Genomic DNA, 26,010 nt, shown 5'->3' with positions numbered 1-26,010 from the left:
CACAGGCAGACACAAGTTTCGGGAAGGGACAGACAGGCCGACATGATGGCTTCACCCTCTACATCAACCCCGGTGGCCGCAAGGTCCGCCGTCGGTGCAGCTCCCACGAATTGATGAGCATTCCACAGGTCGAGGCCTTTCTGGAGATGATGGCGGTCGAGCGAGATGCCTCGCCCCATACGCTCTCGGCCTATGGTCGCGATCTTGCCGATGCCGAAAGCGCCCTTACCGCCTCCGGCGGCCTGATGGATGCCGACGAAACTAGCGTGGAGGCCTGGTTCAGCGGACTGGCGGCACGGGGTCTGTCTGCGGCGACCGCAGCACGGCGACGCTCGTCGATCCGGCAATTCTACCGCTTCGCCCTCGCTGAGGGTTGGCGTCCCGATGATCCGTCGCGCCGGCTGGACGCTCCGAAACAGGGGCGAAGTCTGCCGCGCACCCTGTCCCGCGACGAAATCGACCGGTTGCTTCGGGCCTCAGCAGCCCGGGACGGCGCGGCCGGTGTGCGCATGGTGACTCTGGTCGAGCTGGCCTATGCCTCGGGCATGCGGGTGTCGGAACTGCTGGGGCTGAAGGTCGAGGCGGTCCGGCGCGATCCCGCCTTCCTGATTGTCCGGGGCAAGGGTGGCAAGGAGCGTCTCGCCCCGCTGAACCCCGCCGCCCGCGAGGCCGTCCGGACCTGGCTTCAGGTTCGCGACGCACGGCGTACCCCCGGTGCACCCGACAGTGTCTGGCTGTTTCCCTCGAGTGGGGCCAGCGGCCGACTGACCCCGCGGCGGTTCGCCCAACTACTGGACCAAGCGGCAGTAGACGCCGGGATCGACCCGGCCCGGGTCAGCCCGCACGTGCTGCGTCATGCCTTCGCCACCCACCTGCTGGAAGGCGGAGCCGATCTCCGGGTGGTCCAGACCCTTCTCGGTCATGCCGACATCGCCACGACCCAGATATACACCCATGTGGCCGTCGACCGGCTCACCCAGGCGGTGCGTCGCAATCACCCGCTGGCACGCGACGACTGATCCGCCGCTTGCTCACCGGCACCGGGGCCACTAGGTTCCGCCGCCTCCCCGGTGCCTTGCGCACCAGCTGTCCGGACGCCTTCATGGCCACCCACTATCTCGAATTCGAAAAGCCGATCGCCGACCTGGAGGCCAAGATCGAGGAATTGAGCCTGCTGTCGACGACATCGGGTTCGTTCGAGACCGAGATCGAGGGCTTGCGCGGCAAGGCCGAACAGTTGCGGACGAAGATTTACGCTTCGCTCGACCCCTGGATGAAGACCCAGGTGGCTCGCCACCCGCAACGGCCCCACCTGTCGGACTATATCGACGGGCTGTTCACCGATTTCGTTGAGCTGCACGGGGACCGCCAGTATGGCGACGATCAGGCTATTCTGGGCGGTCTGGCTCGCTTCAAAGGTGAGGCCGTGGTCATCCTGGGTCAGGAAAAGGGCAATGACACCGACTCGCGTCTGACCCACAATTTCGGCATGGCCCGGCCAGAAGGCTATCGCAAGGCGGTTCGTCTGATGGATCTGGCCGAGCGCTTCGGCCTGCCGGTCTTCACCTTCGTCGACACGGCCGGAGCCTATCCAGGTCTCGGTGCCGAGGAACGCGGTCAGGCCGAGGCCATCGCCCGTTCGACCGAGCGCGGACTGACGCTCGGCGTTCCGTCCATCACCACCATCACCGGTGAAGGGGGGTCGGGCGGAGCCATCGCCATCGCCGCGGCCAGCCGTGTGCTGATGCTGGAACATTCGATCTATTCGGTGATTTCGCCGGAAGGGGCCGCCGGTATTCTGTGGCGCGACGGAGCCCGGGCCCGCGACGCGGCCATGGCCATGAAGATCACCGGGCCCGACCTGATCGGGCTCAAGATCGTGGACCGGTTGATCACCGAACCTTGCGGCGGGGCGCACACGGATCACAAGGCGGCGATTTCTGCGGTCGGCGATGCGCTGAGCGAGGAACTGGCCGCCCTGGCGGGTCTGTCGCCCGATCAGTTGCGTCAGGCCCGGGCCGATCGTTTTTACGCCATCGGCCGCAACGGCTGACCGCGACCACCCCGGGTCTGTTTGCGCCAGAGCGACGCATATTCTCCGCCCACCCGGGCCACCAATTCCTCGTGCGTGCCCCGCTCGACGATCCGTCCGGCCTTGAGCACCAGAATCTGGTCAGCATCGGCGATCGTCGACAGTCGGTGGGCGACCACCAGCGTCGTACGTCCGGTCCGGGCCCGGCGCAGCGTTTTCTGGATCGCCGCCTCGGTGCGGCTGTCGAGGGCGCTGGTCGCTTCATCAAGGATCAGGATACTGGGATCGGCCAGCAGGGCCCGGGCGATGCCGACGCGCTGACGTTCACCGCCTGACAATTTCAGCCCACGCTCCCCGACGCGCGTGTCCAGTCCCTCGGGCAGGTCGCCGAGGAAGGTGGTGAGCTCGGCCGCTTCTGCCGCGGCCCAGATCGCCGCCTCGTCGGCATCAGGGCGGGCGAAGCCGATATTGGCGCGGATGGTGTCGTTGAACAGGGCCACGTCCTGGGGCACCAGGGCGACCGCGGCCCGCAGGGAGGCCTGGGTGACCTGACGCGCGTCATGGCCGTCGATCAACACCCGTCCCTGCTGGGGGTCCAGCAGCCGCAGGGCCAATTTGACGATGGTCGACTTGCCGGCCCCGGACGGTCCGACCAGGGCGATCGTGGTGCCCGGCAGGGCCGTGAAGCTGACGTCCTCCAGCCCGCTGGTCCGGGCGTCGTGACGGAAGCCGACCCCCTCGAAGGCGATGGTCCCGCCGCGGTGGGTGGTGTCCTTCTCCAGAGCCACCGCATCGGACGCATCGGCGACCTGCGGAGTCTGGCGCGTGACCTTCAGCATCTCTTCCATGTCGATGAACGACTGGCGCACCTCGCGATAGGCGAAGCCGAGGATGTTCAGCGGCCCGTACAGGGAGATCATGATCAGCACCGCGGCCATAACGTCGCCCGGGCCCATGCGACCCGCGGCGGCCTCGAACCCGGCCATGACGGCCATGACGCCGAGGCCCAGGTTCATGATCCCGGCCTGGATGGTGTTGAGCAGGGCCAGGGAGCTGTTAGCCTTCAGCGCGGCCCGGGTGTAGTCGCCCAGCGCCCGGTCATAGACCTGGGCCGAACGGCTCTCGGCCCCGAAGGATTTGACCGTCTCATAGTTCAGCAGAGCGTCGACCGAGACCCCGGCGGCCTCGGTATCGGCCGTGTTCATGGTGCGGCGATGCTCGAGCCGCCAGTTCGACAGGGCGAAGGTCGAGGCGGTGTAGACCAGCACCACGACCACGGCTACCGCCCCGAAACGCCAGTCATAGCGGGCCCCCAGCACCCCGGCGGCCAGTACCAGTTCGACCCCGGTCGGGACCAGGTTGAAGGCGAGGATCCGCAGCAGGAAGTCGACCGAGCGCGCGCCACGATCCATGGTCCGCGACAGCGAGCCCGAACGTTTGGTCTGGTGGAAGTCGAGCGACAGGCTCAGCGCATGGGCGAAGGTTTCAGTCGCGGCCCGGCGCTGGGCGGCGGAGCGCACCGGCGCGAACACGACGTCGGCCAGTTGCGGCGCGGTCGAGGACAGCAGACGCACCAGGGCCCAGCCCACGGCGAAGGCCCCGAAGCCCCAGCCGACGGCCACGGCGGTGCCCTGCCCCGCAGCCAGCGAATTGACGGCGGCCCCAAGCACCAGCGGGGCCAGAACGCCCAGCGCCTTGCCTGCCAGGGTCAGCAGCACGGCGGCGATCAGGCGCAGCTTCAGCCGGGGCGCGTTCGAGCGCCCGACCAGCCGCATCAGGTCGGCCAGCGCCTGAAACGTCGACGGGCCCTCGGGCTTCAGTCCAGAATCCCCGGTCGCCACTGCGACCCCGGGGTCACTGCGGTGACGTCCGGAGCGATCACCATGCATCGTCATGCGGCGTCATATGGACTGCGCCGCACCGGACCGAAAGGCCCGACGTGGCGGGCATCAGCCGCCGCGACCGCCGTATTTGGCATATTCCAGCCGGGCGATGGTGCGGTTGTGGACCTCGTCCGGACCGTCGGCGATGCGCAGGGTGCGGATCATGGCATAGGTCTCGGCCAGCGGGGTGTCGCTGGAAACCCCGGCTCCACCGAAGGCCTGGATGGCGTCGTCGATGATCTTCAGCGCCATGCGTGGAGCCGCGACCTTGATCTGGGCGATCTCGGACTTGGCGTTCCGGGCCCCGGCCTCGTCCATCATCCAGGCGGCCTTGAGCACCAGCAGGCGGCACATCTCGATATTGGTGCGGGCCTCGCCGATGCGCTGTTCCCAGACCGAATGTTCGGCCAGCTTCTTGCGGAAGGCGGTGCGGCTCAGCAGCCGCTGGCACATCAGCTCCAGCGCCACCTCGGCGGCCCCGATCACGCGCATACAGTGGTGGATACGGCCCGGGCCAAGCCGCCCCTGGGCAATCTCGAAACCGCGGCCCTCGCCGGCGATCAGGTTCTCGACCGGGACGCGGACATTCTCCAGCACCACCTCGGCATGACCGATCGGGGCCTCGTCATAACCGAACACCGACAGCATCCGGTCGATGCGGAAGCCGGGCGTGTCGGTCGGCACGATGATCTGCGACTGCTGGGCGTGGGTGGCGGCCTCAGAGTCGGTCTTGCCCATGACGATCGACACGGCCACGTTCGGGTGGGCCATGTTGGTCGACCACCATTTGCGGCCGTTGATCACATAGTGGTCGCCGTCGCGCACGATCCGGGTCTGGATGTTGGTGGCGTCCGAGGAGGCCACCTCGGGCTCGGTCATCAGGAAGGCCGAGCGGATGTCGCCGTCCATCAAGGGCTTGAGCCAACGCGCCTGCTGGGCCGCGTCGCCATACATATGGAGCACCTCCATATTGCCGGTGTCGGGGGCGGCGCAGTTATAGACCTCGGCCGACCACAGGGCCCGGCCCATCAGCTCGGCCAGGGGTGCATATTCGAGATTGGTCAGCCCGGCCCCGTGCTCGCCGGGCAGGAACATGTTCCACAGTCCGGCGGCCCTGGCCTCGGCCTTCAGTTCCTCCATCACCGGCGGCTGGCGCGTCGCATCCTCACGCACCTGGGCCTTGTATTCGGTCTGGCGCGGCAGGACCCGATCGTCCTGGAAGCGGCGGACCCGCTCCTGCCAGTCAAGGGCGCGATCACTGGGCTTGAAGTCCATGGCATTCATCCTTCCGGACGACGACGACCGCGGCCCCGGCGACGCCGGGGCCCGGCCCTCACCGCCTGTGGCGGTTGATCGCCCCCCGCAGCGGGCGGCGGGTCGAAATCAGCGCTTCAGAAGCGGAGCCAGCTTCTGGGCGATCATCATGTCACCGGCGATCTTCAGCTTGCCCTGCATGAAGGCCATCATCGGATCCAGATTGCCGTCCGACAGCGCCATGAAGTCTTCCCAGCTCATCGAGACGGTGGCGTCGGCGGGCTTGTCCTCATTGGTCACGGTATTGGGGCTGGACGCGCCATCAATATAGATCTTGCCGACATCACCGAGGTCGAGTTTGACGGTCTTGCCGAGACCGGAATCGTCGCCGACGGCGCCGCGGATGTGTTCGGTAACCTGAGCCAGATCAGCCATGGAATGTCTCCTGAGGATTGAACCCCAGACCTAGACCGCCCCCGCCCCGGTGCCAAGATCACCCGAGGTCAAGTTGGGTCATATCTGATTGCCGGCGGGCACGGCGACGCGCCGCGCCGGACCGGCGGCGGGAATGGAAGGGCAGGCGGAGCGCCGGGCCTTCGCCCGGTGTGCTTTGATTTTACCGTTTCGACGAAGACTGACGCTCCGCGTGGCGAGTTTTCAGGAGCCTGCGTCCGGTGGCGCTCTTGACGCCTTACCGCAGCGCCCCTGACGGGCGGGCCGGGCCTGTGACCCGGTCCCCGGACCGGATGCGTATCCCCCGCACCCCTGACCCCGCTTCTCCACTCCCGCCGCACACCAGGTCGCAGGCCAGGCGGCCCTTCCTTGCGACGGGACGCAGGCAGGATGGCATGGGGCTGGACCGGGGCGGGTGATTGGGCTGGAGAAATGGGGAAGGTGGTGCGGGGCAAGGGATTGGGGAGAGGAATCAGGCGGATTGTGCGCGCATACCTCGCATCCTCCCCGCCTTCGTCATCCCGGGGCAAGCGGCGCAGCCGCGCAGACCCCGGGACCCAGCGGCGCGCGGCAGCGCGAAAGGGTCCGCACGATGCGGTGGACAGATTTCGCGATCGCTGACGCGACCGCGCCGCTGGGTTCTCCGGTCGCTCTGCGAGCGCCGCAGAATGACGACAGCTTTTGGGGGACTCGAGGGGAGAAGGACGTGGGGCCGGTCCCTGCCTGAACAGATCGCGCTATCGCGCGCCGCTGGGTCCCGGGGTTCGCTACGCGCCCCCGGGATGACGAAAGCAGAGGGGGGCTGTCAGGGTCAAATCGGCTGTCGGGGCGCGGCGGATGCATCCCCCTCATCCGTCTCGCTACGCGAGCCACCTTCTCCCGCAAGGGAAGAAGGACGGGAGGCGCGGCGCAAACCTGGGTCTCCGCCTGCGTAGGGATAAGCGGGGGCGGAGCAGACCTGTCGTGCCGGTACCGTCCGAAATCTCAGGCCATCTTACTGGCTGCTCGCAAGCCGCCGCTTTTCAAACGCGGCCTCGGCCGCCACCAGGGCGTTCAGCTGCGGATTGTCGACAAGCAGTTTCAGAACATCGCTGATCACGGCACGTCCGTAAGCGCCGCTGGTGAACACGACCACGCCCGTCTGCCGGTCGGGATCGAACATCGCAAACGTGTTTTCGCCCCAGCCCTTGCCGTTGTGAATGAACAGCCGCTGGTCCGCGGTCTCATAGATCATCCACCCCAGCCCGTAGCCGGTATGTCGGGGGCAAAGGTCCGCTGGAATAATGCCTGGCGGGCAGGCCATCGCCACCTGATCATCGTAGATGCGTCCCCGCGCCTCACGGATGGGGAGCGTCAGGCCCTGGCCCTGCATGGCGCTGCGCACGAAGCGGGCATAGTCCCGGATCGTGGTGTGCACATTGTCTGCCGCACTGCCCTGCGGGCTGTTGTCGGGAAGCCGAAGGGTACCGTCCGGTCCCCGCACCATGGCCACCCGGCCTTCCCATGCCGGATCGGGCCGGAACCAGGTGTCGGTCATGCCGACCGGCGCGAACACCATTTCCCGGGCCAGCGCCTCCATCGGCGTTCCCGTCGCAAGCGCGGCATAACGGGCCACATAGTCGTAGCCCTCGCCGGAGTAGAAGGCTTTGGAACCCGGCTCCCAGGCGATCTCGAGGGGCTTGTCGCCACGCCAGTTCACTGAAAACCCCATGCGATGAGACAGGGCCAGGGCGGGGGTCAGGAGGCTGTGCCGGGGATCGGCGGCAAGGTCCCCGTCAACAAAAACCGGGGCCATGGGCGCGTTGAGGTCCAGACGTCCTGCCGACGCCAGACGCAGCAGGGTTTCCGCGACGATCGGCTTGGTCAGTGAGGCGATATTGTAGAGCGTCCGGTCGTTGGCCGGAATCCCCGGGGCCTGTTCGCCCCAGGTCGCCGTCCAGGCGATCTCGCCATCCACCAGCCAGGCGACCGCGGCGCTGGGCACGTTTTCGGCCGCGAGCCAGGCGGGCATGTTCCGGTTCAGCCGGGCAAGGTGCTGTGCCGCAAGCCCGTCGGACACGACCGGTGCGCGTGTGGGGGCCGGAGTTTCGACAGACGACGGCGTGATCTCTGCGGAGACACAGCCGGCCAGCAAGAGTATCGACAGGTGCGCCGTCAGGGTTCTCAAAAGCATGGAAAAATCCTTTGATTGAGCCTCGGTGTGTTGTTCTTCCGGTACACTATGATCTGCGGGCAGCTCAGTTCAAGACACAGGGGCACACAACCGTGGCGTATGTCGTCAGCTTCGGCGAGCCAAACGGGCGGGACCCTGTTGTCGTCATCCTGCGGTGCCGGGATGAGCGGGGGTTTTGGCGCGCGATATTCGGGAAGGTCTGGCGGAGACGGAGGGATTCGAACCCTCGGTACCCCTTACAGGGTACGACGATTTAGCAAACCGTTGCCTTCAGCCACTCGGCCACGTCTCCGGCAGGGGCTGCAGATAGCGGAGGGCGGGGCGCGGCGCAACCGGGTTCGGGCGTGACGGCGGTCGTCGTCGTTAACGCGACAGTCAGGGCGGTCGTGCATGATCCCCGGGTCTCTTTCTGTGCCCGAGTCCGATGACCCCAGCCGCCCGCCGATCCCGTCCAGCCAACCCGTCCCCGTCCGTCGGCGACGGCGCGGTCATGGATGCGTCCGGCCTGCAGGCCCTGGCGACGGGGGCCATGTCCCGGCCAACGGACACTGCGGCGCGGCGCGGGCCCTTCCGGCCCGACGTCTGGCTCAATTCGCGGGAGCGCCACGCCTCGCGTCTGGCCGTGCATTATTTCCGCGCCTTCGATGTGCTGGCGGTGACGGCCATCACCCTGCTCAGCGCCTGGGCCGTCGCGCCGGGTGCCCTGGCGCGGGCCGAATTGTCGCTGGTCCTGCCCTTTGTCGCCGGGGCCACGGTCGTGCTGGCCCTGATGCGGTCGCTGGGCCTCTATCGCTTCGTCCGCACCCGCAGTGTGCCGATCCATCTGGCCGCCGTCTCCGGGATCGTGGCTGCAGGGGCGGTTACGGTGATCGGCCTCGGCGCCCTGATGCGCGGAGGCCAGGGGCTGTGGTCGGCCTATCTGGTCTGGACCGGTCTGGTGCTGATCAGCCTTCATGCCCTGCATATGGGCTGGAGCGATCTGGTCGGGCGCTGGCGCGCGTCCGGCTCCCTGACCCCCAATGTCGTGCTGGTCGGGGCCACCGGCCATGCCGAACAGTTGATCCGTGAGGCGCTGAAGCACCGCGACCTGAATGTGCTGGGCATTTTCGACGACCGGATGGCCCGCTCGCCGCGGGCGATCGAAGGGGTACCGGTGCTGGGCCGGGCCGACGACCTGCTGACCCATCACATGACGCCCTATGTCGACCGCATCGTGCTGGCCATCGACCCCCGGGCCGAAGCGCGGGTCCGCGACCTGACCGCCCGGCTCCGGACCCTGCCCAATGAGGTCACCCTGCTGGTTGAGCCGAACGACGACACCGAATACGCCATGGTCGTCCAGCGCCTGTCCCGCGCGCCGCTGGCGGCGCTGGACGGACCGGTCGATGATGACCGCCGCGCCTTCAACAAACGCATCCAGGACCTGGCCGTGGGTCTGGTCGCGGCCGTTCTGCTGGCCCCGGTCCTGGCCGTGATCGCCGTGCTGATCCGGCTGGACAGTCCCGGGCCGGCCCTGTTCCGCCAGCGTCGCCACGGCTTCAACCAGGAAGAGATCGTGGTGTGGAAATTCCGCTCAATGCGCCACGACGCCGCCGACGCCACCGCGTCACGACAGGTCACGGTCGATGACGAGCGGGTCACCCGCATCGGCCGCCTGCTGCGCGCCACCAGTCTCGACGAACTGCCGCAGCTGCTCAATGTGCTGAAGGGCGAGATGTCGCTGGTCGGACCGCGGCCGCACGCCATCGGCATGAAGACCGGCCATATCGAATCGGCGCGTCTGGTCGCCGAGTACGCCCATCGCCACCGCATCAAGCCGGGCATGACCGGCTGGGCCGCCGTCAACGGCTCGCGCGGACCGCTGCATTCGGCGCAGGACGTGCGCCGCCGGGTCCAGCTCGACGTCGACTATATCGAGCGTCAGTCCTTCTGGCTGGACCTGTGGATCATGGCCGTGACCATCCCCGTGCTGCTGGGTGACCGGCGCACGGTCCGTTGACGGGGGCCAGCTGATGTTCTGGCGCGGGGTCTGGGGCTACCTGCCGGCCAATATCGTGCAGGGCGTGGTTGGATTTCTGGCCATCGTCATCTTCACACGGCTGCTGAGTCCCGAGGATTTCGGGCGCTATGCCCTGGCCTTTTCGGTCCTGACCCTGGGCCATGTGGCGGTGTTCAGCTGGCTTGAAGCCGCCATGGCCCGCTTCTGGGCCGCCGAACAGACCGGGGCGGGCCTCGCCGACCATTTCGCCGGCCTGTACCGCGCGGCCCTGCGGCTGACGCTGCTGTTCTTCCCGATCGCCGGTGTGGCCATCTGGCTGTGGCCAATGGACCCCGCCTTCAAGATCGCCGTCGCCGTCGGCGTGGCCGGGATCCCGGTGCGCTGTTTCGCCAAATTGGCCATGGAGCGTTACCGCGCCGCCGGGGAGGTGACCAAGGCCGCCCGTCTCGACATGGCCACGGCCATCGGCGGGCTGCTGATCGGCGTCGGCTTCGCGCTGGGCGGTGCCGGCGGGGCCGCGCCGCTGGCCGGACTGATGCTGGCCCCGCTGATCGCCCTGCCCTTCATCCTGCCCGGCGAGCTGAAACAGGCCCGGGGCGGCCGTGCCGATTCCGCCCGGCTGAAGCGCTATGCGGTGTACGGCTATCCGATCGCGGCGTCGCTGGCCCTGGCCGTGGTGCTGTCCTCGACCGACCGGTTCCTGCTGGCTGCCTTCATGAACGAGGCGGCAGTCGGGGCCTATCATGCCGGCTACAGCCTCGCGAACCGGACGCTGGACGTGCTGTTCATCTGGCTGGGGGCCGCGGGGACCCCGGCCCTGGTCATGGCGCTGGAGCGGGGCGGCGGCGAGCGGCTGCAACAGGCCGCGCGGGAACAGGCCTCGACCTTCCTGCTGATCGGCCTGCCGGCCGCCGCCGGTGTGGCGCTGGTCGCCCGGCCCCTGACCGAGGTGATGATCGGCGAGGACCTGCGGGCGATGGCCGGGGCGATCACGCCGTGGATCGCGCTGGCAGCCCTGCTGTCGGGCGTCACCACCTATTATTTCCATCAGGCCTTCACCCTCGGACACCGTACAGGCCTGTTGCTGGCGGCCATGGCCGTGCCGGCGCTGTCCAATGTCGGCCTGAACCTGCTGCTGATCCCGCGTTTCGGCGTCATGGGGGCGGCCTGGGCCACGGCGATCAGCTTCGGTATCGGTCTGGCGGCCTCGATCCTGCTCGGCCGGCGCGTGCTGGCCCTGCCGGTGCCGTGGGCCGTGGTCTGGCGATGTGGGCTGGCCACCGGGATCATGAGTGTGGGGGTTCTGGCCCTGCCGTCCATCGGCGGGCTGGGCGAACTGGCGCTCGACGCCACGACCGGGGTCGGCCTCTATGCCGGAGCCGCCCTGATCCTGAACGCGGCCGGCGTCCGCGATGTCGCCATCCGGCTGATCGCCACCGCCCGCACCCGGAGCGCAACGTCATGACCCGACAGGCCAGGATCCTCGACAACGCCTGCTGGAAGGTCGCAAGCCCGGCCCTGTCGGTGCTGATCCCCTTCCTGCGGGACGATCCGACCGACCTGCTGCAGCGGCTCGACAGGGAGGCCGCGCCGGTCGATGGCTCGGTCGAGATCGTCGTGCTGGACGACGGCACCGGTGACCGGGAGCTGACAGCCCGGCTCGGGGCCCTGATCAAGGCCATGGCCCTCCCGGCGCAGCTGATCACCCTGTCCAGAAACGAGGGCCGCGCGATCGGCCGCAATCGTCTGGCCACGGCCGCGCGCGGCGGCAGCCTGTTGTTCCTCGACAGCGACATGAGGCCCGACCACAGTCATTTCCTGCGCGACTGGACCGCGCTGGTCTCGCGAGAGGATCCGGCCGTCGCCTTCGGTGGTTTCTCGCTGCTGCAGGCCCCCACAGACGCCTGTTTCGCGGTGCACCGTGCGATGGCCGCCCGGTCCGACTGCGTGCCGTTCGACGCGCGGGCCCGCCAGCCGGAAAAATACGTCTACACCTCCAACCTGCTGGTCCGGCGTGACGTGTTCACCGCCGAAGCCTTCGACCCCGGTTTCTCCGGCTGGGGCTGGGAGGACGTGGAATGGGCCATGCGGGTGTCGGCGCGTTACGGGGTTCTGCACCTCGATAATCCCGCCACCCATATGGGGCTCGACACCGTCGCCGGACTGGCCGGCAAGTACGAGCAGTCCGTGCCGAATTTCGGTCGGGTGGTTCATCACCACCCGGAAATCGTCAGCCAGTATCCCAGCTACAGGGCGGCGCGGTTGCTGAAACGCCTGCCCGGACTGGACATGCTACGCCCGTTGCTGCGGCGGGTCGCAGAGACCCACTGGCTGCCGATACGGGCCCGGGCCTTTTCCCTGCGCCTGTATCGCGCCGCCCTCTATGCCGGAGTGGTCTGATGAGCCCCGCGACCTACAGCGCCGATCCGAGCCTCGCGGGCAAGCTGCGACGTCGCTATGCGCGTCTGACCTGCCGCCGCCCCGTGCGCCTTCAGCTCGAGCGACCGGTGATCAGCTTCACCTTCGACGACGCCCCCGCCAGTGCCGCGGCGGCCGGCGCGATCCTCGAGCGTCACGAGGCCCGGGGCACCTATTATCTCTGTACCGACCTGTTCGATCAGGACGGGCATATGGGCCGCTACGCCAATGCCGCCGAGGTCACTGATCTGGCGCAACGCGGTCACGAGATCGCCTGCCATACCTCGGGACACATCGACTGCCATCGCGCCGACGCGGCGACGCTGGTGGACGACAGTGCCCGCAATGTCGCGGCCCTGGCGGCGCTGGGCGGACACCCGAAACATTTCGCCTATCCGTTTGGTGAGGTCTCGCCCCGGGCCAAGAGCGTGCTGTCAGATCGCTACGGCTCCCTGCGAGGTGTCCAGTCCGGACTGGTCCTGAACGGATCGGATCTGAACCAGCTGCCGGCGGTGGGGATCGAGGGCCCCCACGGCGAGGCGCGGGCGCGGCGCTGGATCGCGGCGGCGGCGCTACGCAAGGCCTGGTTGATCCTGTTCACCCATGACGTTCGCGACAGTCCGTCGCCCTGGGGCTGCACGCCCGAGGCCCTCGATCGTCTGGCCGCCTATGCCCGGGAGTCGGGCTGCGACATTCACACGGTCGGTCAGGTGCTGGACCGATGAACGTAGTGTCCGGAGACGTCGCGGTGATCGTGCCGACCCTGCGTCGCCCCGAAAGCCTGAGGCGCGCCCTGCTGTCCCTGTTCGCCCAGGGCAGGGTCGCCGACCGGGTCCGGGAGATCGTCGTGGTCGACAATGACCCGCTCGGCTCGGCGGCCGCGACGGTCAGCGACCTGTCAGCCGACTCGCCGTGGCCGCTGCTCTACCGGCATGCCCCCCGGCCCGGGGTGGCCACCGCCCGCAATACCGGACTGCAGGCCACGGACGCCCCCCTGATCGCGTTTCTTGACGACGACGAGGCGGCCGAACCACACTGGCTCCACGCTCTGCTGGACGCCCTGGAAAACTGTGGGGCAGATGTCGTATTCGGCCCCATACGTGGACAGGCCCCGGACGCGGCGGACTGGATCCGCCCCTATCTGGAGGCGTTTTTCGGGCGCAGTGGTCCGGTCCACAGCGGTCTGATCGACCATCCCTACGGCTGTGGTAATTCGCTGATGTTGCGTCGTACCGCCCTGCCCGGCCCGGCCCCGTTCGACACGGCGTCAGACCAGACCGGAGGGGAGGATGACGCCCTGTTCGCGGCCCTGGCAGCACGTGGCGGCCGCTTCGGCTGGGCCGCCGAAGCCTGGGCGGACGAATTCGCGCCGGCGCACCGGGCCACCCTGGCCTATGCGCTGGCTCGCGCCTTCGCCTATGGACAGGGACCCAGCCAGACCGCCGCCGCGCGACGCGACTGGCCGGCCGTGGGGCGCTGGATGCTGATCGGCGCAGCCCAGACCCTGGCGTGGAGTTGCGCCGCGGCCACCTATCTGCTGATCCGCAGTCCGCGCCGTGCCATCGCTATGGACCGCACCGCCCGTGGACTAGGAAAATTGTTCTGGATGAAGGGTCTGGAGCCGCAATTTTATGGAACACGCGAACTGGCCAGACTGAACGCCTCGACCCCGGCCTGAGCGGTTCAGCCGGCCATGCGTCGCAGAAAACCCGGTGGCCGATAGGTCGAGCGATTGACCACCACCCCGGCGATCCGTCCCCCTGCAGCCTCGATCCCGTCGCGCAGAATCATCGGATCGCTGGCGGGCGTGCGCTCCGAAACGACCAATACAGTGGCGTCGACAAAGGGAGCCAGAATGACCGCCATGTCACTGCGGTCAGCCGCGGGCGTGTCGATCACAATCGTGTCCGCGTGCTGCCGCATCGCATCCCAGTAGCGGGCATTGCCGAGCGCCTCAGGACGCTGGCCTGATCGCAGCCGTTCGATCGCGAACCGTGTGACCCACAGCCGCCCACCCAGACAGGGTCGGGCCGTCATCAACCGCGCCGGTGACACGGGTCGGCCGTCCTTGTCCTTCACCCGGGGGGTGACGACGAAAAAGCTGGATCCGTCCGGAGACGCCTGGGCCGGACGTCCGATCCGGCCGAACCGGTCCGGTTCCCCGGCGATGTGTTCCAGCTGTCCCTGCTGCACCAGATCCCCGTCGATCAACCACACCGGTCGCCGGGCCCGAACAGCCGCCAGACGGGCATATTCACGCGCCACGGTCGAAGTCCCCTCGCCTCCATTGGCGGAAACGATCTGAATCACACGCCCGCGATGTGCCGGGGATGCACCCAGAGCCGCCCAGAGACCGGCCATTTCGGATGTCAGATCGACCATCGTTCGGTTACGCGCCTAACTCATTCCATCTGCAGCCTGACATGGTGGCTGACTCGCTCATTGGGACTTCATCGGGGCGACCGCCAGAACCGGCATGTCCAGGGTTCGTCCCGCCGATCCCGCCGTGGCAAAACCGCGCCGGGTGAAGATACGCAACAGGCCGGCACACAGGGCTGTGAAGCCGGCGAACAGGATGACCGCGATCAGCAACGGCAGCTTCAGACTCTTGCCCCGTGTCGGGGCCTGGGCCCGCTCGATCACGGTGACATTGTCGGCCCCGGCCTTGACCAGGGCGCTGTCAGCGCGGCTCTGGGTCGCGCGCTGCTGGAATTCCCGGATGTTGGTGGTCAGCACCTCACGGTCGCCGGCCAGGGTGGCATTGGTCGATTCGATCTGGGTCAGCAGCGACTGCCGCGACCGCAGTTCACCGACCTGACGATCCAGCACGGCCAGCCGCGCGGCCAGCGACGAGGCGTCGGCGTCGGCGGCGATGCGGTTGTTCTCGGTCTGCTGCCAGATCGGGTTGGGGCCGGTACGAATCTCCTTGGCCCCGACCGCCGTGCCGGTGCCGACGAAGCCCTGCAACTGGGATATCTGCTGTTCGATGTCCCGGACCGGCTGGGCGTCGGGCCGGTAGCGCGACAGCAGTTGCTCACGCTGGGTGCGCAGCTGCAGGATCTGATCCTGGGCCGAGATGTTCAGGTCCTGTTGCAGGGTGACCTGGGCCGGCGTCGCGGCCTGTTGCGCCACCAGACTGGCCAGCCGCTGCCGAGCCTGGTCCAGTTGCGCCTGAACCGACAGGCGTTCCGCGAAAACCGTCTGATAGGTGGCGGCCAGCGTGGCCTTCAGCGTGGCGAAATCACCGATGTCATTCGAGGCGAGAAAGGCCTCATAGGCCGAGTCCGCCTCGGCCAGCTCGTCCTCAAATACCTGCCGCTGCTGTTCGATCGCCGGCGTCTTGTTGTCCTGAAACACCTCACGGCGATAGGTCAGATACTGGGCGATCACCGCGTTGAGCACCCGGGCCGAGATCTGCGGATTGTCGCTCTGATAGCTGATGCCGATGATGGCGCTGCCCGGCGTGGTGCCGACCCCCAGACCCGCATCGATCACCTTCAGCGCCGCGACCTCGCGCCTGGCGGCCGTATCGGTCGATGGCTTCGACCCCAGAAAGCTTTCGACGCCGAGGGCCCGGACGGTGCGCTGTTTGACCTCGAGACTGCTCAGAATCGCAGCCTCGGACTGGGCCACGGCGTCGGCATTGGGGGCCTGTCCCCGTTCCGACGTGCCGACCCGGGGCTGATAGACATATTCCTGACCGACCCCCGCATAGATCTTGCCGGTCGCCGTATAGGACTTCTTCAGCGTCAGAATCGCCGCGGTTCCGATCGCGACGATGACCAGAAAGACCAGAATCATCAGCCCCAGCTCGCGGAAAAGCAGCCCCACGATGTCGAGGAGTCCGTAGCGTGGACGGGCTGTGGCATGGACCGACGAACGCATGGGCGGCAGGTGATTCCATCGAAACCGGTGACTGATCAGTCCAGACTTGGCCCAGCGGCGTTAACCACTGGTTACCCATAAGCGGCGAGGCTGCGTCATCACGCTCATCCGCAACGGTTTTCAACTTCAATGACCATCGATCGTCGCCTGCTGTTGCTGTCTTTCGGCGTCGCCGCCCTGGGCGGCTGCGCGAGCGACAACGGGGGCCGCATGCCCCTGCCCTCACGCGGGGGCGACGTCGGGCGGGTCCAGCGGGTCAGCGACAGCAGCTTTCCCGACATCGCCTTTGCCGACTGGACCGAAGCCGAGCCGGAATATCTGCTTTATCCGGGGGACGAAATCGAGATCGCCATGCCCACGGCGGTCGAACTGACCCGGACCCAGAAGGTCGGACCCGACGGCCGCGTGTCCCTGCCGCTGATCGGTCAGGTCATGGCCGCGGACCGGACCATCGCCGAACTGGAGCATGATGTGGCCACGGCCTATGCCGCGCAGCTGCTACGTCCGGTGGTCGAGGTCACCCTCAAACAGGCCGGTCCGCTGAAAATCTGGGTGGATGGCGAGGTCCGCACGCCGGGCGTCTATGACATGCCGGGCGATATCGACGCCTATCAGGCGATCGTCATGGCGGGAGGGTTCCTGCCTACAGGGCGGATACAGGAAGTGGCACTGATCCGACGCGGTCCCGGTGGCCGGCGCATGCTGCGCGCTGTCGATCTTCGGCCGCGTCGCGGCGAGGTCATCGCCCTGCGTCGCGGGGACATCCTGTTCGTGCCGAGAACGACGCTGGGAGAGGTGGCCAATTTCGTGACCCAGATCCGCAACGCCCTGCCCGTCGGCTTCACCTACGCCATCAACGGGCAGTATCAGAGATTCTAGGCCGCTCAGCCTGATCGGTTGAGGCAAGGAATCGCTTCGCGATACTCTCGATGCCGTAAATCAGGCTCCAGCTTCATCCTGGAGCGAATATCTGGGTTTGGACGCGATCGCGTCCAAACCGATTTCGCTCAGGCGGCGAGGGTGACGATCCCGGCGTCGATCCAGTGACGGGCGGCCTTCTGGGCCTCGGCGATCTCTTCCCGCTCCATCTCCTGCGACATCTCGCGGCGATAGACCCGGGCCTCGGCCGAGCCCTTCATGGCGGCCAGGTTGAAGATCATATGGGCCGAAACCCGATCCATCGGGCAGCCGGCCTGGCCGGTCGAGTACATCATGCCCAGTTGGAACAGGGCGTCGCCGTCCATCTCCGCGGTCGGCAGGGGCAGCGGGGCCTCGGCCTCGATCCCGACTTCAGGCGCCAGTTCTTGCGCGATCATCACTTCATCCTCCGGACGAACCGTTCTGGTTCCGCCTTCTGAAGGCTGATCAAATACCCGCGGTTTGAAGTTAAAGTTAACGGCGGCCGGGACCGCCCGAACTTTTAAGTAAAGCGAATGTGAATACTAAATCCGTGATTCATGACTTTGAAATCTCGTGGAAATGTCTTGGTCACACTCTCGCCGCCGCAGGGCGCGAGCGCTGACCGAACAGAACCGAGCGCGCCGTTTCGGCCGACTTGCCTGACGCCGCCAGATTGCGCCGCATCTCATCACCGACCGCCCGGCCGGCGATCACGGCGGGACGCGTGCCGACGCGATCCATCCAGGCCTTCAGATTGGGGAAGTCGTCCAGGGACTGCCCCTGGTACTCCGGCAGGATCCAGGGCCAGGCCGCCATATCGGCGATCGAATAGTCTCCGGCCAGATAGTCGCGATCAGCCAGACGGCGGTCCATCACCCCGTACAGCCGGTTGGTTTCGTCGGTATAGCGGCGCACGCCATAGGCGATCTGGCGCTGGTCCGCGATCAGGGCCGGGGCGTACTGGCGGAAATGGTGGGTCTGTCCGGCCATCGGCCCCAGACCGCCGACCTGCCAGAACAGCCACTGGTCCACCTCGACCCGGGCCCGGACGTCCGTCGGATAGAATTGCCCGGACTTGTTGCCCAGATACTGCAGGATCGCCCCGGATTCGAAGATCGACAGCGGCTGACCGTCCGGACCGTCCGGATCGACAATGGCCGGCATCCGTCCGTTCGGGCTGATCGCCTGGAACGCCGGTTCGAACTGGTCGCCCGCGCCGATATTGACCGGCTTCATCACATAGGGGAGGCCCATCTCCTCCAGGGCGATGGAGACCTTCCAGCCGTTGGGGGTGGGCCAGTACCAGAGTTCGATCGGTCGGGGCATGCGTTCATCCTTGTCTCGGCCCCTGATCTGGGGACCGGCCGCCCACGGCGCAACCGGGCCGCCGTCCGGCCGCCGGGCATGTGGCTTGCATGTCCTTTTTCATGGCCCGGCACCGGGATCAGGCTTAACGTTCAGTTAAGGTTCATCCAGCGCGACGGAACATGACCGCGAGCCGCCCGTTCCGGGCGTGCGGGGAAAGAGACCATGACACGCAATCTGATGGTGTTCACCGCGATCGCCTCCCTGGCTGTGCCGATGGCCACGCCCCTGGTCGCCCATGCCCAGGACCGCGGCTATCAGGACCGGCCCGCCGAACCCGAAGGCGAGGCCCGACCGCAGCGGAGACCGAACCGCGAGGAGCCCCGAAGCAACCAGAGCGCCGCGCCCGACGCACCGGCGGCGCGTCCGCAACGGCCGGCTCGCAACGAACAGCCGTCGCCGCCTGTTCGCCAGGAGCAGCCGACCTCACATGACCGGCCCCAGCGACCTGAACGACAGGAACGCCCGGGCCGACCGGATCGTCCGGCCCAGCCGGATGCCCCGAGCCGTCCGGACAGGCATACGCGGCCGTCGGACGGCAGTGGCTGGCAGGGCCGTACGGACAGTGGCCGGACATCCTCTCAGGATCAACGCAACGGTAGCCGCTACCAGCAGGACGACGGACGGCAAAATCATCGCGGCGACCGCTACGAGCGACGTCACGACCGGCGCGAGTACCGGGACTTCCGCGACCGCTTCGACAGCGGTCAATGGAGCCACAACTGGTACCGGAACCACCATTCCGACTGGTGGCGCGATGATCATCGGTTCCGGAACTATTCCGGCTTCCGCATGGGCTTCTATTTCGCCCCGGGCTACGGCTACTACAACGTCCCGCGCTCCTACTGGGGCCAGCGCTGGAGGGTTGGAAGCTATCTGCCGTCGATGTTCTGGCGCTATCAGCTGAGCGACTGGCGCACCTTCGGTCTGGGCTATCCGCCGCCGGGGACCCGCTGGGTGGTGGTCGACAACCAGATCTATCTGATCGACCAGACCGACGGCTATATCATCGACGTCATCTACGACGCCTGGAACTGGTAATCGGACCCGAATGAATGAGGCCCCGCGGAGCGATCCGCGGGGCCTTTTTCATATGCGCCGCTCAAACAGCGAGCCGCCGCGCGTCGAGCGATAGCGCCCTCAGGAAATGCCCAGCTTCGCCTTCAGTATCTCATTGACCGAGGCCGGGTTGGCCTTGCCGCCGGTGGCCTTCATCACCTGACCGACGAACCAGCCGATGGCCTGGGGTTTTTCGGCGACGGCGGCAGCCTTGTCAGGGTTGGCGGCGATGATCTCGTCGACAGCCTTTTCGATGGCCCCGGTGTCATTGACCTGGACCAGACCGCGGGCCTCGACCACCTGACGCGGCGAGCCTTCGCCGGCCCAGACGTGGTCGAACACCTCCTTGGCGATCTTCGAGGAGATGACCCCCTCCTCGAGCAGGGCGACCAGCTCGGCGACATGGGCGGCGGGCAGCGGGCTGTGCGAGAAGTCGAGATTGTCGGCGGCCAGACGGGCCGACAGTTCGTTGGTGACCCAGTTGGACACCAGCTTGGCGTCGCGGCCCTTGGCGGCTTCCTCGAAATAGTCGGCCTTGGCCTGTTCCGAGATCAGCACCACGGCGTCGTACTGCGACAGGCCATAGTCGGCCATCAGGCGCTTGCGCTTTTCGTCGGGCAGTTCCGGCAGGGACGCCTTGATGTTGTCGATCCACGCCTGTTCCAGCTCGAGCGGCAGCAGGTCGGGGTCGGGGAAATAGCGATAGTCGTTGGCCTCTTCCTTCGAGCGCATCGAGCGCGTTTCGCCGGCCGTCGGGTCGTACAGGCGGGTCTCCTGATCGATCTTGCCGCCGTCCTCGAGGATTTCGATCTGGCGACGGGCCTCATAGTTGATGGCCTGGGAGATGAAGCGGAACGAGTTGACGTTCTTGATCTCGCAGCGCGTGCCCAGATGGCTGAAGTCGCCGGTGGCGCGGAATTGCTCGTAGCCGCCCGCGCGGCAGACCGAGACGTTGACGTCGGCGCGCAGGTTGCCCTTCTCCATGTCGCCGTCGCAGGTGCCCAGATAAACGAGGATGGTGCGGATCTTCTTGACGTAGGCGACCGCCTCTTCGGGCGAACGCATGTGCGGCTTGGAGACGATCTCCATCAGCGCCGTGCCGGCGCGGTTCAGGTCGACATAGGATTCGCTGGGCGACAGGTCGTGGATCAGCTTGCCCGCATCCTGTTCCAGATGGAGCCGCTCGATGCCGACAGTGAAGAAGGTGCCGTCCTCGGCCTCGACCTCAACCTCGCCCTCCCCGACGATGGGGAAATACAGCTGGCTGATCTGATAGCCCTGCGGCAGGTCGGGGTAGAAATAGTTCTTGCGGTCGAACTGGCTGCGCTTGTTGATCTGCGCCTTCAGGCCGAGGCCGGTGCGCACGGCCTGTTCGACGCAATGGCCGTTCAGGGTCGGCAGCATGCCGGGGAAACCGGCGTCGACCAGCGACACCTGCGCGTTCGGACCCGCGCCGAAACCGACGGCCGCGCCGGAGAACAGCTTGGCCTTCGAGGCCACCTGGGCGTGGATCTCCAGCCCCATGACGATTTCCCAGGCCCCGGTGCGGCCCTGGATGAGATTGGTGGGGGTGTCAGGCTTGGTGTCGGTCATGATCGGTATCTAGGACGATGGGGCTTTGGCGTGAAGGGTTTTCGCGTCCCCTCTCTCGATGGGAGAGGGAGACGCTCGTCTAAGTCGTGCACTGGCGCTATGCCTACGCTTCACCCACCTGCGTTCGACACACGAATGAGAGACCGATGAAGACTCTTCCTGAACTGGGCCTATCGGCGTTCGTCTGTCCGCACTGTCGAGCCTACACTCAACAACAGTGGTTCATACTGGCAGCCCACAAAACTGAAAAGACACTTGGCTTCGACCCAAAGCGCCTGACTGAACTGATCCAAAGTGAGGCTGGCAAAGAAGAAGCGGACCGCAAACCCGACGTTCTACGCTTGTATAAAGCGGTAGATCGAGCCCTGAAGTTCGAGCTACCGGCGCTTCTCTCGATCGAGTCCGGCTCTGAATGGGAAAACTGCAACTATAACGTCTGGAACATGCATCTCTCGCTGTGCTTCGTATGCGAAAAGGAGGCGGTCTGGCTCGGACAGCGAATTCTCTACCCCATCACAGCGGCCGAGGTAGATGAGGTGAATCCTGATATTCCGAGCGACATTGCGCGAGATTACGACGAAGCCGCCGCCCTTCTGGTGCACTCCCCCAGGGCTGCTGCGGCCCTTCTTCGACTGGCGATCCAAAAACTTTGTTCGCACATCCTAGATCGACCCGGCGACATCAACGAGATGATTGGAGAGTTGGTCAAACAAGGCCTTAGCGTCAAAATTCAGCGGGCTTTGGATGTCGTTCGAGTTGTTGGGAATGAAGCTCTTCACCCCGGAACTATGGACATCCGCGACGATCAGCACACAGCGAGCCAACTCTTCCGGTTGGTCAACCTGATCGCTGAAGCGATGATCTCGACCCCAAAACACGTCGATGAAATGTTCGCTGCCCTACCGCCAGGCAAGCTGAAGGGTATTGAGGACCGGGACAGACCGAAGAAAACGAGAGACTGAAAGCACGATAGCCTGCTCTGGCGAACCGGTAGACGTCGTCCCGAAGGGCCGGATGAGGGGTTACGGTGTGGCCGTCAACGCCCCCCGGCCAGACCGTAACCCCACACCCTCCCACGCGCGATGCGCGCGGGCCCCGCCCTCTCCCTATGGGAGAGGGATCAGGAAAATCACCACCACTTCTCCGGTTTGGCGGCGAACCCGGCCGCATCTTCAAGGGCGCTGGCGACCTTGAACACGGTCGCCTCGTCGAGGGCCTTGCCGATGACCTGCAGGCCGAGCGGCAGGCCGCCCGAGTCGACGCCGGCGGGGACCGAGATGCCCGGCAGGCCGGCGAGGTTGGCGGTGACGGTGAAGATGTCGTTCAGATACATCTGCAGCGGGTCGATCTGCTTGTCGCCCAGGGCAAAGGCGGCCGACGGGGTCGAGGGCGTCAGGATGGCGTCGACCTGGCCCCAGACCTTGTCGAAATCCTCGGCGATGCGACGACGCACCTTCAGGGCGCGGACGTAGTAGGCGTCATAGAATCCGGCCGACAGCACATAGGCACCGATGATCAGACGGCGCTTGACCTCGCCGCCGAAGCCTTCGGCGCGACTGGTCTCGTACAGGTCGGTCAGGCTGGTCGTGCCCTCGGCGCGGTGGCCGAACCGCATGCCGTCATAGCGGGCCAGGTTGGAAGAGGCCTCGGCCGGGGCGATGATGTAATAGGCCGGCAGGGCGTATTTGGTGTGCGGCAGGCTGATCGGCACGATCTCGCAACCGGCGTCCTTGAGCCAGGCGATACCCTGATCCCACAGCTTCTGGATCTCGGCCGGCATGCCGTCGACGACGTATTCCCTGGGCACGCCGATGCGCAGACCCTTGACCGACTGACCGAGCGAGGCGGTCCAGTCCGGGGTCGGAACGTCGAGGCTGGTGGAGTCGCGGACGTCGAACGAGCACATCGACTGCAGCATCAGGGCGGCGTCGGCGACCGTCTTGGTGAGCGGTCCGGCCTGGTCCAGCGAACTGGCGAAGGCGACCATGCCGAAACGGCTGGCGCGGCCGTAGGTGGGCTTGATCCCGACCGTGCCGGTGAAGGCGGCGGGCTGGCGGATCGAGCCGCCGGTGTCCGAGGCCGTGGCGGCCAGACACAGGTCGGCGGCGACGGCCGAGGCCGAACCACCAGAACTGCCACCGGGGGTCAGGTCTGCGTTGGAACCGGTTGATTTCCATGGATTGACCACGGGACCGAAGGCGCTGGTCTCATTGGACGAGCCCATGGCGAACTCGTCCATGTTCAGCTTGCCCAGCATGACCGCCCCGTCGCGCCACAGATTGCCGCTGACGGTCGATTCATAGGGCGGCACAAAGCCACGCAGCATGTTGGACCCGGCCGTGGTCTGGACCCCGTCCGTGCAGAACAGGTCCTTGATCCCCAGCGGCGCGCCTTCGAGGGCACCGCCCTCCCCCTTGGCCAGTTTCGCGTCAGAGGCGCGGGCCATGTCGATCGCCTTGTCGGCGGTGACGGTGACGAAGGCGTTCAGGGTCGGGTTGGCGGCCTCGATCCCGGTCAGGAAGGCGCGGGTGATCTCTTCGGACGAGAACTGTTTGGCCTTGAGGCCGTCGACAGCCGCTTTCAGCGTAAGTTTGGTCAGGTCGCTCATGACTATTCGACCACCTTGGGCACGACGAAGAAGCCGTCGGTCGATTGCGGGGCATTGCCCAGTACATCGGCGACCTTGTTGCCGTCACTGACGACGTCATCGCGCAGGCGCAGGGCCTGGGCGACGTTGGACGTCATCGGTTCGATGCCGTCGACATCGACCTCGTTCAATTGCTCGATCCACGCCAGAATACCGTTCAGCTCCCGGGCCAGGGGCTCGAGGCGGTCTTCCGGGGTCTTGATACGGGCGAGGTGTGCGACCTTGCGCACCGTCGCTGCGTCGATGGCCATGCGGCTCTCCAGACGTGACAGGTCAAGCGGGCGGGATTAGCCGCCCGGCGGGTCTTTCACAAGACGGGAGACCGCCTTGTCGTCTAGCTGGCAGGCGTGATGGTGATCGAGGTCGGTGGCGAATTGGCATCGCCACCCGGCGAATAGGCAATGATGAACCGCTTGCGCTCGCCGGTGACCATGTCGCCGGTGTCGCCCATCCGCCCCTGGGTGGTGTCCAGCACGAAACGGCCGCCGGCCTGTTCGGTGACGCTCCAGTCCTCGAAATCCCCCAGTGCATAGACGGTCCAGCCCTCGGCCGGTCCGGCGAAAAAGGCCAGCCAGGCGTGGTTGCCGTTCAGGGCCGGATCCCCGCCGGCGGTGCCGAACACCTTGGCGTCGACGTCATGGTCAGCCAGCGGCGTCAGGGCCAGCACACTGGCCGCCGATTGCAGATAGTCATCGGCCTGGGGCCGCACCGTCCGGCCCGGACCGGCCGGCGTCGCCGGAACGGTCGCCGCCGCCAGTGCCGGACCATCCTCCACGGGCGCAACCGCCGCCCTGCGGGTTTCCACATCGGCGTCGCACGCCGACAGCAGGGTGGCGATCCCCACCAGAAGCAATGGATGTCTGATCATTTCGAACCTCCCCTTCGAGCTTGCCGCATCATGACCTTTGACACACGGCCATGCCAGCCCTACCGCCACCCTGTGTCAATCGTTCCCCTCCTCGACCTGCCCGTCGCCTGCCCCCCGGATACGCCGTGGATGGGCCTGGATCTGGGTGAAAAAACCATCGGCGTGGCGACCTCGGACGCCACCCGGCTGATCGCCAGCCCGCTGGAGCTGATCCGCAAGAGCAAATTCACACTGGAGGCCGAGCAGCTGTTCAAGCTGATGGCCCACCGCAAGGTCAGCGGCCTGATCATCGGCCTGCCGAGCAATATGGACGGCACCGAGGGCCCGCGGGCCCAGTCCTGCCGCGCCTTCGCCCGCAACCTGCTGCGGCTGCGCGACATTCCCATCGCCTTCTGGGACGAACGGCTGTCGACCAGCGCCGTCGAACGCTTCCTGATCGGTGAGCTGGACCTGACCCGCAAGCGTCGCGCCGACGTCGTCGACCGCACAGCTGCCGCCTGGATCCTGCAAGGGGCGCTGGACCGGATCCGCGTCGCCGAACGCCCGTGACGGGTCTGCTTACCGGCATCGTGCCGGTCTTCGCCATGATCGCGCTGGGCTGGGGCCTGAAAATGCGCAGCTTCCTGGCCGACGACGGCTGGCGCGCGGTCGAGCGACTGACCTATTTCGTCTTCTATCCGGCCTTTCTGGTCCCGGCTGTCTGGGGCGCGGACTTCGGGGCCGGAACCGCCGGGCCGGTGGCCATCGCCACCATCACCGTCTCGTTCGCCGTCGCCGCCCTGACGCTGGCGGCCAAGCCCTGGCTGAAGGTCAGTGATCCCGGCTTCACCAGCGTCTTCCAGGGCGTGATCCGCTGGAACGGCTTCGTCTTCCTGCCGGTGGCCGGGGCCGTGTTCGGTCCGTCAGGTCTGGGCACGGCCGCCGTGGCCTTCGGCGTGCTGGCCCCGGCGCTCAATGTCATCTGTGTGCTGGTGCTGGCCCGCTGGGGGGCCGGTCAGGGCGGCGGCTGGCGGCTGGCCCTGGGGTCACTGGCGCGCAATCCGATCATCTGGGCCTGTGGCGTCGGGGCGGCGCTGAACCTGACAAGGCTGGTGCCGCCACCCTTGCTGGGCCAGGTCTTCAGCCTGATGGGGCCCGGGGCCATCGCCCTGGGCCTGATCACCGCCGGGGCCGGACTCAGCTTCCGTTACGCCGCCGCCCGCCCGCTGCTGATCATCACCATCTCGGCCATCAAACTGATCCTGCTGCCGGTCGGGATGTATTATCTGACAGGCCTGCTGGGCGGTGACCGGCTGGCCCAGGGCGTGGCCCTGCTGGCCGGGGCCGCACCCGGTGCCGCCGCCTCCTATGTGCTGGCCCGGCAGATGGGCGGCGATGCCCCGTTGATGGCCGGGGTGGTCGCTTTCACCACCGTCGGCAGCGCCTTTACCATCCCGATGCTGCTGGCGGTGTTCCATTTCCTCTGACTCGGCCCTATAGCC

Annotated in this window: 24 protein-coding genes and 1 tRNA gene; 12 read left to right on the top strand and 13 right to left on the bottom strand. The window is 66.8% G+C overall.

Translation table 11 applies throughout. From position 1 onward, the window contains the following. The first annotated feature begins 113 nt into the window (after positions 1-113). Positions 114-1,019, top strand: a complete 906-nt coding sequence (locus tag AAC050_RS05025) for a tyrosine recombinase (RefSeq protein ID WP_339913962.1) — start codon at positions 114-116, stop codon at positions 1,017-1,019. A gap of 83 nt (positions 1,020-1,102) precedes the next feature. Continuing rightward, on the top strand, positions 1,103-2,053 hold the full coding sequence (locus AAC050_RS05020; RefSeq protein ID WP_339913961.1) for an acetyl-CoA carboxylase carboxyltransferase subunit alpha: 951 nt from the start codon (positions 1,103-1,105) through the stop codon (positions 2,051-2,053). Here the strand turns inward: AAC050_RS05020 and AAC050_RS05015 are convergent. From AAC050_RS05015 to AAC050_RS04995, 5 genes are all read right to left on the bottom strand, one after another. After that, on the bottom strand, positions 2,029-3,807 hold the full coding sequence (locus AAC050_RS05015; protein WP_339913980.1) for an ABC transporter ATP-binding protein/permease: 1,779 nt from the start codon (positions 3,805-3,807) through the stop codon (positions 2,029-2,031). The two genes, AAC050_RS05020 and AAC050_RS05015, sit on opposite strands and share 25 nt — an antisense overlap. Before the next feature lie 174 nt (positions 3,808-3,981). Continuing rightward, on the bottom strand, positions 3,982-5,190 hold the full coding sequence (locus AAC050_RS05010) for an acyl-CoA dehydrogenase family protein (protein ID WP_339913960.1): 1,209 nt from the start codon (positions 5,188-5,190) through the stop codon (positions 3,982-3,984). 108 nt (positions 5,191-5,298) lie between these two features. Then, entirely contained in the window at positions 5,299-5,604 is a 306-nt protein-coding gene (locus AAC050_RS05005; protein WP_339913959.1) for an SCP2 sterol-binding domain-containing protein, read from the bottom strand. 1,012 nt (positions 5,605-6,616) lie between these two features. Next, positions 6,617-7,795: a serine hydrolase domain-containing protein gene (locus tag AAC050_RS05000; protein WP_339913958.1), complete on the bottom strand. Its 1,179-nt coding sequence runs from the start codon at positions 7,793-7,795 to the stop codon at positions 6,617-6,619. A 200-nt stretch (positions 7,796-7,995) separates the two neighbouring features. Further along, positions 7,996-8,087 (bottom strand) — tRNA-Ser (locus AAC050_RS04995). Positions 8,088-8,285: 198 nt separating this feature from the next. On the opposite strand from AAC050_RS04995, the gene AAC050_RS04990 reads away from it, so the two are divergent. From AAC050_RS04990 to AAC050_RS04970, 5 genes are read left to right on the top strand one after another with little or no spacing between them, the layout of a single operon-like run. Continuing rightward, positions 8,286-9,794: an exopolysaccharide biosynthesis polyprenyl glycosylphosphotransferase gene (locus tag AAC050_RS04990; protein WP_339913957.1), complete on the top strand. Its 1,509-nt coding sequence runs from the start codon at positions 8,286-8,288 to the stop codon at positions 9,792-9,794. 13 nt (positions 9,795-9,807) lie between these two features. Next, complete coding sequence (locus AAC050_RS04985) at positions 9,808-11,259, top strand: lipopolysaccharide biosynthesis protein (RefSeq protein WP_339913956.1); 1,452 nt, start codon at positions 9,808-9,810, stop codon at positions 11,257-11,259. Beyond that, positions 11,256-12,194, top strand: a complete 939-nt coding sequence (locus AAC050_RS04980; RefSeq protein ID WP_339913955.1) for a glycosyltransferase — start codon at positions 11,256-11,258, stop codon at positions 12,192-12,194. The genes AAC050_RS04985 and AAC050_RS04980 overlap by 4 nt, the downstream gene beginning before the upstream one ends. Further along, positions 12,194-12,937 (top strand): polysaccharide deacetylase family protein, encoded by a 744-nt coding sequence (locus tag AAC050_RS04975; RefSeq protein ID WP_339913954.1) that lies wholly within the window; start codon positions 12,194-12,196, stop codon positions 12,935-12,937. The genes AAC050_RS04980 and AAC050_RS04975 overlap by 1 nt, the downstream gene beginning before the upstream one ends. Continuing rightward, positions 12,934-13,890: a glycosyltransferase family 2 protein gene (locus AAC050_RS04970; RefSeq protein ID WP_339913953.1), complete on the top strand. Its 957-nt coding sequence runs from the start codon at positions 12,934-12,936 to the stop codon at positions 13,888-13,890. Before AAC050_RS04975 ends, AAC050_RS04970 begins: the two co-directional genes overlap by 4 nt. A 5-nt stretch (positions 13,891-13,895) precedes the next feature. Here the strand turns inward: AAC050_RS04970 and AAC050_RS04965 are convergent, their stop codons facing one another. Both AAC050_RS04965 and AAC050_RS04960 read right to left on the bottom strand, forming a co-directional pair. After that, entirely contained in the window at positions 13,896-14,594 is a 699-nt protein-coding gene (locus AAC050_RS04965) for a hfsB (protein WP_339913952.1), read from the bottom strand. A gap of 57 nt (positions 14,595-14,651) precedes the next feature. Next, positions 14,652-16,097, bottom strand: coding sequence for a chain-length determining protein (locus AAC050_RS04960; RefSeq protein WP_339913951.1), 1,446 nt, complete (start codon positions 16,095-16,097; stop codon positions 14,652-14,654). Positions 16,098-16,226: 129 nt separating this feature from the next. Here AAC050_RS04960 and AAC050_RS04955 point away from each other — a divergent pair, with 129 nt between their 5' ends. Next, on the top strand, positions 16,227-16,976 hold the full coding sequence (locus AAC050_RS04955; protein ID WP_339913950.1) for a polysaccharide biosynthesis/export family protein: 750 nt from the start codon (positions 16,227-16,229) through the stop codon (positions 16,974-16,976). A 128-nt stretch (positions 16,977-17,104) separates the two neighbouring features. Here the strand turns inward: AAC050_RS04955 and AAC050_RS04950 are convergent, their stop codons facing one another. Beyond that, positions 17,105-17,413, bottom strand: a complete 309-nt coding sequence (locus AAC050_RS04950) for an SEL1-like repeat protein (protein WP_339913949.1) — start codon at positions 17,411-17,413, stop codon at positions 17,105-17,107. A gap of 172 nt (positions 17,414-17,585) precedes the next feature. Beyond that, positions 17,586-18,323, bottom strand: a complete 738-nt coding sequence (locus AAC050_RS04945) for a glutathione S-transferase N-terminal domain-containing protein (RefSeq protein WP_339913948.1) — start codon at positions 18,321-18,323, stop codon at positions 17,586-17,588. Positions 18,324-18,527: 204 nt separating this feature from the next. On the opposite strand from AAC050_RS04945, the gene AAC050_RS04940 reads away from it, so the two are divergent. Continuing rightward, positions 18,528-19,403, top strand: coding sequence for an RcnB family protein (locus AAC050_RS04940; RefSeq protein WP_339913947.1), 876 nt, complete (start codon positions 18,528-18,530; stop codon positions 19,401-19,403). 99 nt (positions 19,404-19,502) lie between these two features. On the opposite strand, the gene gatB is transcribed toward AAC050_RS04940, so the two are convergent. Next, positions 19,503-21,014 carry an Asp-tRNA(Asn)/Glu-tRNA(Gln) amidotransferase subunit GatB gene (gatB, locus tag AAC050_RS04935; RefSeq protein ID WP_339913946.1) on the bottom strand — a complete coding sequence of 504 codons (1,512 nt, stop codon included), beginning with the start codon at positions 21,012-21,014 and terminating at the stop codon, positions 19,503-19,505. Between the two features lie 146 nt (positions 21,015-21,160). Between gatB and AAC050_RS04930 the strand changes: the two genes are divergently transcribed. Continuing rightward, a complete protein-coding gene (locus AAC050_RS04930; protein WP_339913945.1) occupies positions 21,161-21,976 on the top strand; it encodes a DUF4145 domain-containing protein in 816 nt (271 codons plus the stop codon). 167 nt (positions 21,977-22,143) lie between these two features. Here AAC050_RS04930 and gatA read toward each other — a convergent pair whose 3' ends face one another. The 3 genes from gatA to AAC050_RS04915 form a co-directional block, all read right to left on the bottom strand. Then, positions 22,144-23,622, bottom strand: coding sequence for an Asp-tRNA(Asn)/Glu-tRNA(Gln) amidotransferase subunit GatA (gene gatA, locus AAC050_RS04925; protein ID WP_339913944.1), 1,479 nt, complete (start codon positions 23,620-23,622; stop codon positions 22,144-22,146). Positions 23,623-23,624: 2 nt separating this feature from the next. Further along, positions 23,625-23,912, bottom strand: coding sequence for an Asp-tRNA(Asn)/Glu-tRNA(Gln) amidotransferase subunit GatC (gatC, locus tag AAC050_RS04920; RefSeq protein ID WP_339913943.1), 288 nt, complete (start codon positions 23,910-23,912; stop codon positions 23,625-23,627). An 83-nt stretch (positions 23,913-23,995) separates the two neighbouring features. Beyond that, positions 23,996-24,529, bottom strand: a complete 534-nt coding sequence (locus AAC050_RS04915) for a hypothetical protein (RefSeq protein WP_339913942.1) — start codon at positions 24,527-24,529, stop codon at positions 23,996-23,998. Positions 24,530-24,658: 129 nt separating this feature from the next. On the opposite strand from AAC050_RS04915, the gene ruvX reads away from it, so the two are divergent. Then, positions 24,659-25,078 carry a Holliday junction resolvase RuvX gene (gene ruvX, locus AAC050_RS04910; RefSeq protein WP_339913941.1) on the top strand — a complete coding sequence of 140 codons (420 nt, stop codon included), beginning with the start codon at positions 24,659-24,661 and terminating at the stop codon, positions 25,076-25,078. Beyond that, a complete protein-coding gene (locus tag AAC050_RS04905) occupies positions 25,075-25,995 on the top strand; it encodes an AEC family transporter (RefSeq protein ID WP_339913940.1) in 921 nt (306 codons plus the stop codon). The genes ruvX and AAC050_RS04905 overlap by 4 nt, the downstream gene beginning before the upstream one ends. The last annotated feature ends 15 nt before the right edge of the window (positions 25,996-26,010 follow it).

The sequence above is a fragment of the uncultured Brevundimonas sp. genome, assembly GCF_963974615.1.
In the GTDB taxonomy this organism is placed as follows: Bacteria; Pseudomonadota; Alphaproteobacteria; order Caulobacterales; family Caulobacteraceae; genus Brevundimonas.
This window is presented reverse-complemented; position numbering and strand designations above follow the sequence as displayed.